Raw genomic sequence first — 7537 nt, forward strand, 5'->3', positions numbered from 1 at the left:
TTATGCTTCCCTCCTGAATAGGTGAACACCTGCACTGAAAGTTATGAGTGCAAAGAGAGACAGAATTATCAGATCAGTGGATATAGCGCCAATTCCTTGGCCCTTTATCATGATGGTACGCATGGCATCGTTGGCATAAGTAAGGGGCAAACAGTAAGCTATGTAGCGCATCCAGTCAGGGACCGAGCTCAGAGGGAAAAATACCCCTGTGACGAACATGGATGGAAGGGTGAGAAGCAAGTTCAACTGGAAAAAGGATTCCATATCATCAACCCTTGTTGACATGACTATCCCCATCCCCACGCCTCCAAGGGTGAAAATAACAAGTACCAGGGAAACAAGCAGCCAGCTGCCATTCATGTGGAACCCCACCAGAAAATAGGCTGCCAGTATAAGAATAACAGCTCTTACCAGCTGCAATATTAACTGGTATATGGTCTTCCCCAGAATTACCGATGTCCTGCTAACAGGTGTCATCAGGATGCGGACAATTGTGCCATCTTCTTTTTCACCTGCTATGGCAGAGCCTGTTGTGGCTACTGAGCCCATGAAAATAGTAAGGGCTATTACAGCTGGCGTAAGGAAGTCCAGATATTCGAGATTTCCATAAATATTAGGAATCTCCAAACCAACGGGACCGGCTCTTGACAGAATCTGCCTCATAAAACCTACTATGATACCACTTGTGGTCGTGTCTGAAGAATCAGTAAGAAGTGTAAGGGTCACATTTTCGTTTTGCGCCAGCCGCTCGCTATAATCATGCGGAATAAGCAGGATAGCTTTGTACATTCCGGCGTCTATTTTACTTTCCGCCTCTGCTTGTGCCATATCCTTTGTGTAGGTCATTTTGAACATGGGATTTCCATTGTAGCTGGCCGTGTAGCTTCCTATTTCCTGTATCAGGGCATTTGAAGCTATGCCTGTATCGTCATTGACGATAAGGATGGGGGCGTTCTTTACAGTTCCACCCATACCATAGCCAAAAAAGATGATCATTATTATAGGAAAAAGAAACAGAGGAACCATAAGTGCTTTGTTTCTGGAAAGCTGCCTGAATTCCTTTACGGTTATTATCCATGCATGCCTGAGCTCAGTCATTATTGTCATTTAATCACGTACCTCCTCTCCTGTAAGGCGTATGAACATGTCTTCAAGATTTGAGCTTCCTGATTTTTCCTTTAATTTCTCCGGAGTATCCAGAGCTACAAGTTTGCCCAGGTTCATTACAGCAATCCTGTCACATAGGCTATCTGCCTCTTCCATGTAATGAGTAGTGAAGATCAGAGTCTTTCCCTCCCCGTTGAACTTTCTGGCAAGTTTCCATATCGATTGCCTGGTCTGCGGATCGAGACCAGTAGAAGGCTCATCCCAGAATATGATCGGAGGATCGTGTAATACTGCACAGATGACTGAAAGACGCTGTTTCATACCACCTGAGAATCCACCTGTAAAACGGTCTGCGTGGCTCTCAAGTCCCACAAGCCGCAGATAATAGTCAATTCGTTCTTCCATGATGCTTTTTGGTACATCATAGAGCTTGCCCATAAGTTCCAGGTTCTCCCTTGCAGTCAGGTCCGGGTAAAGACTGAGTTTCTGGGGAACGATACCGATTATTGGCCTTATTTTGTTATCCTGCTTATAAACGTCAAAACCTGCAACCTTGATACTGCCGCTGGTTGGCTTTACGAGTGTTGTTAGCATGGAGAACGTAGTGGACTTTCCGGCTCCGTTTGGCCCTATCATGCCAAATATCTCTCCATCTAATACGTCGAAACTGACATCATCGACAGCAGTTATTTTTCTTCCTCTTGAATGGAAAACTTTTGTAAGGTCTCTGACCTCAATGATTGGTTCCAAATAAATCACCCGACTTTTGTATCCGCGGTCTTTAAAATACCATGTGCAAATATATCTGTAAATCTTTCAACTTCTTCGTTGATGTCACCCATAAAACAATCATCAACTACTCCCCTTAGTAGGGATGTATGGACAAAATAGCTTATAAATGCCAACGCTGTCGACCGGGGGTTTATATTACGCAGTTTTCCATTCTGTAATTGCACTTCGAAATATTCACTCAAACGAGAGATGTACATTTGGAAAACAGATGTCAGTATCTCAGCAACTTCTGGTCTGCGCCGTCCTTCCTCAAACAGCATGAACATGAGCATGCGATGTTTACTTTCCTTCTTTTTGTCTCTCAGATCTTTTGCAATCTTTTTGCCCAGGTTGCAGAGGTCTGTTGCAATATCTGTGTCGCTTTCTATGCGAAATAAAATATCCAGTTCCGAGATCTCAGCCCTGTTTTTAATAAGAACTTCTTTTAACAGATTTTCTTTTGACTGGAATTTTCGAAAAATGGTAACTTCGGCAACGTTTGCCTCTTCCGCAATTCTGCGGGTAGTTGCCCCTGTGAATCCTTCGCTGGCAAACACCTTCAGGGCTGCATCCAGGATCTTGTCTTCTGCTTTCATTATTGTAAGTAAGTAGTTACTTACATATATTTAAGCATTCGGAAGAAGCCGGATTAAAGTGAAAAATGCATTCTGATAAAAGAAGTGAAAAATGATCAGATATCCAATATTAGTATAATAGTTTCCTGTGAGTAATTTCATTAAATTCAAATATCTATAAATAGTTTAATGGACCCATTCGTGTATAAGTAGAACAGGTATGCCATGAGCATCTGAAAAAAAGTGATACGGCTGAATTGAATAATGATGGTATTTGCTAAGCTTTCTGGTCTTAACATGCTGGTTACAAGGATACCGGATTTATCGATAATTTATTTCTAGAAAGGTAAAAATATGAAATCATTGATACTTGCCGGTGGTAGTGGTACGCGGCTCTGGCCGCTTAGTCGTGAGGAGAATCCTAAGCAATTTCTGAAATTTAATGAAAAGTCTCTTTTTCAGGATACTTTTCTTCGCTGTCTAGAAATATCTGGAGCGGACGAAATATTTGTTGTGACAAATAAGGAACAGAGATTCTTTGTAAGCGGTCAGGTTGAAGAACTGGGATATGAACTGCCACCAGAAAACCTTTTGATCGAGCCTTTTGGAAAGAACACGCTTCCTGCTATTGCCTTTGGCATGAAAACAATTGAAAATAAATATGGCAGATCGAATGTTGCTGTGTTCTCATCAGACCATGTTCTGGATGTGGCAGCTATGGAGATTATAGCCTCCTCAGAGGAACTTGCAGCAGAAAAACTGGTCACCTTTGGTATCGCTCCGGGCTACCCTAACACTGGATACGGATATATTAAACCAGGGAAAGCGCTGGGAATCGGGTATCATGTATCTGAGTTCAGGGAAAAACCTGACAAAGAAACTGCTGTGAAATACATAGCAGATGGATGTCTGTGGAACAGCGGAATGTTCCTTTTTAGTACTGATCTTTTCTTTGAAGAACTCAAAGAATATGCTCCGGAGATTTACGGACCTTTTAATGATACAGATGATATTGACAGCATTTTCAATGTAATCCCGGGCATTTCTGTAGATTACGGGATCATGGAAAAATCAAAGAAGGTGGCTGTGGTTAAACTTGACTACAAGTGGAGCGACCTTGGTGACTTCTCTGCTATTTATAAAGAATTTGAGAAGAATGATGAGGATAATGTAATCAATAATTCGGATCCTGCTTTCATTAATTCAAAAAGGAATCTCGTACACTCTAAATCCGGAAAGCTTGTTTCTTTGATAGATGTTAATGATCTGATCGTAGTTGATACATCGGACGCTCTTTTGATCTGCCCTATGGAAAGCAGCCAGAAGGTAAAGGATGTTGTCAATGAACTCAAGACCAGAAAAGATGAAAGAACCAAACTTGGTCAGACTGTGTACAGGCCATGGGGTTCATATAGTGTACATGAGAAAAGTGGTAACCATGTTATCAAAAATATTACTGTCCTTCCTGGAAAGAAACTTAGCCTGCAAATGCACTACCACAGGAGCGAGCACTGGGTAGTTGTTAAAGGTATGGCCTGCGTGCAGGTCAATGAGAAAAAGTTCTTTGTCAGACCCGGTGAGAGTACTTTCATAAGGGCGGGAGAGAAGCACAGGCTTTCAAACCCAAGCAAGGTACCCCTGGAGATAATAGAGGTGCAGCTTGGGGAGTATGTTGCCGAGGATGATATTGTCAGATTTGATGATGATTTTGGCAGAAAGACCGGGGAATAGAGTGTTTACTTTATTTGGAAATGCACGGTAACACATCATTAATGTATGATGTAAATTATCCCGGCATGTTATGTCAACCTCAAAATGTGATGATCGTAGTTGGGTTTGAGATTAAATCATAGGACGATATTTATCGTACGTTTTTTTTGGATGCATGATACAAATTAACAAAGTATATATAAGATTATGTTCTACAAGAGGTGTGTATAGATTATGCTGACAAGTACCATTACAACGACAACAGCCAGTGCAGTTTCTTCGACAGCTGCTGGTATTGTGTCAATGACAACACCAATAGGAATGAATGAATATGCTGTAATGGCAGTTATCGCACTTATTACGGCGCTGATTGCAAATGAATTACTCATTGATTCCAGCAAATGGAACAAGTCACTTAGCTATTCACTAACTATGACTATTGTACCTTTGACCGTATCTTTTGTAGCTATTGTTATCTTCAGGATATCAGAGATCATATAATATTTTAGGATGCCTGGAATATCTCTGTTCTATCTTTTTTAATATAACTCCATCAATTAGATAATTGGTTTTTTAATTGCAACTCATATTGGCTTTATTCGTAGAAATATAGAAATAGTTAATGTGCAGTAATTCAGAAAATTTAAATATGTACAAATATAATTATGCACTTATGCGAGTGCGGAAATACAATACTTAAGTATTTAGATAATCTATAGAGCTATATCGGTAAATAGTCATGTTATTGATGGCTGGCAAAGACACGAATAAAGGTGTATTTTAATTAATGAGGATAATATGGAAGATACTGGAATTGGATCCACAGCCAGCTTTACTGTTTTGAACCATGAAGTAAAGAACTGGCAAATAATCGCTGTCCCGCTTATAGCTATTATGATAGCCGAAATACTGCAATATACGGGCGATCTGAAAGCTTGTATCTTCCTGCATGTGGTAATCCTTCTGAGTCTGATCCTCTCTCCTGTATGGATCTCTGAATCATCCACAGGCAACTCCCTGCAAGCGTTAGCATTGTTACCGCTATTGCGATTGCTAAACATATCCATGCCTGTTTTTTCGGAAACAACTCTTTACATGTTTATCTTTATTTACACTCCCCTGCTCGTTACTTGCTATCTTATAGCGCGTAATCAGCTAATTCCCCTGTTTCAGGAGGGGAACACACTAAAAAACCTCTATATTTACATACCTCTTGCTCTTTTGACCGGGTATTTTATCGGACTGGCTGAGTGGCACACCATAAATGCAGGCAATCTGATACCGGACCTCTCCCTTAAAAGCCTCCTGGAGCTTTCCTTTGTCATGATCCTGGTTGTAGGTTTTACGGAAGAACTAATTTTCAGATCATTATTGCAAACCAGACTCCAGACATCTTTTGGAATGAAAAACGGCCTTTTGATCACAAGCATCATGTTTGGCATAATGCACGCAGGATATGGGTCTTTTTATGAATTACTGATCACAGCTTCTGCAGGAATCCTACTGGGTTACATGTTCCAGAAAACAGGCAGCTTGGTGCTTGTTTCCTTTACCCACGGATTTGTGAATATATTCCTGTTTGGGCTTATACCATTACTAGGACCGGGACTGGGGTTATTCTGATAGAGATTTGGATCTAAGCTTCAAAATTAAAGCCATTTTATAGTGAATTGATCATTGGCAAAGTTATAAACAAGTTCTATAACTCATCCCTGTGCTTCATTTTCTTGCTGCAGGAGAAGTTAGTCTTAGTGAGATTGAGGCTGAGAAATGCTAGAGATTTGGACCAGCTTTAGTCAATTTTCTCTATTTAACATTAAAGCTATCCGGTAACTCCGGTCTAATACAAAAAGATATATACTTAGATATAGACTTTGTCCATAGATATACTAGAGAACGATTGGATGAAATTGTCAACTAAAAGTGAATATGCATGCCTTGCACTTATAGACCTGTCCGAAAACTTAGGCCAGGGGTACATCAAAATAGAGGACATCTGCAGCAGGCAGGACCTTCCAAGGAAATACATTGAGCAAATTCTTTTAGCCCTGAAAAGAGCGGGATATGTTAAAAGCCGAAGAGGAGCTGAGGGAGGTTACATGCTGGCTAAAAAGCCTGAGGAAATATCCCTGGCTGAGATTATAAGACTCATGGATGGTGCTCTTGCACCTGTGGAGTCTGCGAGTAAATATTTCTATGAATGCACACCCATAGAGAAAAACGAAGTTCTGATCGGAATATTCAGGGAAATAAGGGACTATGTTTCAGATAAAATGGAGAACACATCTTTTGCTGATCTAATTGTTGATTAATTTTTTTAACTGTATTCTATACTATACCTATAGAGAAAGTATATATTAATTGGAGGAAATTTAATGTTATTTGAACTGGCCATAGGAATTGGTCTTACAATTGTGTTGATCGCTTTTTTAGCAGAGTATATTGATTCAACCCTTGGAATGGGATATGGAACCACGTTGACACCTATATTGCTTCTTTCAGGATTTGAACCAATACAGGTAGTTCCTGCTATACTACTGTCGGAATCTTTTACAGGAGTGTTTGCAGGCCTGATGCACCATAAAGTAAAGAATGTTGATTTTAAACCAAGAACAATGAACCCCCATACAATATTTGCAGCAACCCGGAGATTAGGCATTGCCGAATCATTTGAGAGGGGATTGCCACGACATCTTAAAGTGGCTTTGTTAATTGCCTTCTGCAGTATATTCGGTTCATTGTTTGCAGTGTTTGTCGCTGTAAATATCCCCGCCTTTTACCTTAAACTGTACATCGGTCTGCTGGTACTGACAATAGGTATCGTTATTCTTGCAACCATGAATAAGCAGTATGGCTTTTCCTGGAAGAAAATTGTCGGCTTAAGCCTGATCGCATCATTTAATAAAGGTATGAGCGGAGGCGGATATGGTCCTGTTGTAACAGGCGGACAACTACTTTCAGGAGTTGAAGGGAAAAATGCAATCGGAATAACTTCACTGGCCGAAGGGCTGACCTGTATTGTTGCTGTTATTGCTTATTTGTATTTCAACAATACAATAGACTGGGTACTGGCTCCTTATCTTGTTACAGGTGCTGTTTTATCTGTTCCTTTTGCTGCAATTTCAGTTAAAAAGATAGATACACATAAGTTCAAGATTATTGTTGGTGTTGCTACACTGGTACTCGGAGTAGCTACTTTGTGGAAAGGGGTTTGGTAAGTAAACACTGTACATATAAGGAGGGCTTATAGTTCTGCATGAATTGCCCCGGTGTAAAGTCCTAATCATAAAAAAATGCCTGTGGAAAGTGTTGATGCGAGATGTGAACTACTCCACGCTTACGCATGGAGCTTCTTGCTTCATTCTTTGAACCAT

General features: G+C 40.4%; 8 protein-coding genes. 5 read left to right on the forward strand and 3 right to left on the reverse strand.

Features of this window, described 5'->3' with window-relative positions; translation table 11 throughout:
• The 3 genes from QZZ23_RS14480 to QZZ23_RS14490 are packed head-to-tail and all read right to left on the reverse strand — an operon-like array spanning position 1 to position 2474.
• Complete coding sequence (locus QZZ23_RS14480; protein WP_292471571.1) at positions 1 to 1107, reverse strand: ABC transporter permease; 1107 nt, start codon at positions 1105 to 1107, stop codon at positions 1 to 3.
• Positions 1108 to 1857 carry an ABC transporter ATP-binding protein gene (locus QZZ23_RS14485; protein ID WP_292471574.1) on the reverse strand — a complete coding sequence of 250 codons (750 nt, stop codon included), beginning with the start codon at positions 1855 to 1857 and terminating at the stop codon, positions 1108 to 1110. It abuts the gene before it with no gap.
• Between the two features lie 5 nt (positions 1858 to 1862).
• Positions 1863 to 2474, reverse strand: coding sequence for a TetR/AcrR family transcriptional regulator (locus QZZ23_RS14490; RefSeq protein ID WP_292471576.1), 612 nt, complete (start codon positions 2472 to 2474; stop codon positions 1863 to 1865).
• Positions 2475 to 2807: 333 nt separating this feature from the next.
• On the opposite strand from QZZ23_RS14490, the gene QZZ23_RS14495 reads away from it, so the two are divergent.
• The 5 genes from QZZ23_RS14495 to QZZ23_RS14515 all read left to right on the forward strand — a co-directional run bounded on the left by QZZ23_RS14495 (position 2808) and on the right by QZZ23_RS14515 (position 7381).
• Positions 2808 to 4184: a mannose-1-phosphate guanylyltransferase/mannose-6-phosphate isomerase gene (locus QZZ23_RS14495; protein WP_292471578.1), complete on the forward strand. Its 1377-nt coding sequence runs from the start codon at positions 2808 to 2810 to the stop codon at positions 4182 to 4184.
• Positions 4185 to 4397: 213 nt separating this feature from the next.
• Positions 4398 to 4664 carry a hypothetical protein gene (locus tag QZZ23_RS14500; RefSeq protein WP_292471580.1) on the forward strand — a complete coding sequence of 89 codons (267 nt, stop codon included), beginning with the start codon at positions 4398 to 4400 and terminating at the stop codon, positions 4662 to 4664.
• Between the two features lie 297 nt (positions 4665 to 4961).
• Entirely contained in the window at positions 4962 to 5786 is an 825-nt protein-coding gene (locus QZZ23_RS14505; protein WP_292471582.1) for a CPBP family intramembrane glutamic endopeptidase, read from the forward strand.
• A gap of 281 nt (positions 5787 to 6067) precedes the next feature.
• Positions 6068 to 6475, forward strand: a complete 408-nt coding sequence (locus tag QZZ23_RS14510; RefSeq protein ID WP_292471584.1) for an Rrf2 family transcriptional regulator — start codon at positions 6068 to 6070, stop codon at positions 6473 to 6475.
• 63 nt (positions 6476 to 6538) lie between these two features.
• Positions 6539 to 7381 (forward strand): sulfite exporter TauE/SafE family protein, encoded by an 843-nt coding sequence (locus QZZ23_RS14515; protein WP_292471586.1) that lies wholly within the window; start codon positions 6539 to 6541, stop codon positions 7379 to 7381.
• Positions 7382 to 7537 lie beyond the last annotated feature (156 nt).

The sequence above is a fragment of the Methanolobus sp. genome (assembly GCF_016278385.1).
Lineage (GTDB): Archaea > Halobacteriota > Methanosarcinia > Methanosarcinales > Methanosarcinaceae > Methanolobus.

Excerpts from the sequence above, each read along its gene's own strand:
- QZZ23_RS14480 (WP_292471571.1), bottom strand. The coding sequence starts at position 1,107 with ATGACAATAATGACTGAGCTCAGGCATGCATGGATAATAACCGTAAAG.
- QZZ23_RS14490 (WP_292471576.1), bottom strand. The coding sequence starts at position 2,474 with ATGAAAGCAGAAGACAAGATCCTGGATGCAGCCCTGAAGGTGTTTGCC.
- QZZ23_RS14495 (WP_292471578.1), top strand. The coding sequence starts at position 2,808 with ATGAAATCATTGATACTTGCCGGTGGTAGTGGTACGCGGCTCTGGCCG.
- QZZ23_RS14500 (WP_292471580.1), top strand. The coding sequence starts at position 4,398 with ATGCTGACAAGTACCATTACAACGACAACAGCCAGTGCAGTTTCTTCG.
- QZZ23_RS14505 (WP_292471582.1), top strand. The coding sequence starts at position 4,962 with ATGGAAGATACTGGAATTGGATCCACAGCCAGCTTTACTGTTTTGAAC.
- QZZ23_RS14510 (WP_292471584.1), top strand. The coding sequence starts at position 6,068 with ATGAAATTGTCAACTAAAAGTGAATATGCATGCCTTGCACTTATAGAC.
- QZZ23_RS14515 (WP_292471586.1), top strand. The coding sequence starts at position 6,539 with ATGTTATTTGAACTGGCCATAGGAATTGGTCTTACAATTGTGTTGATC.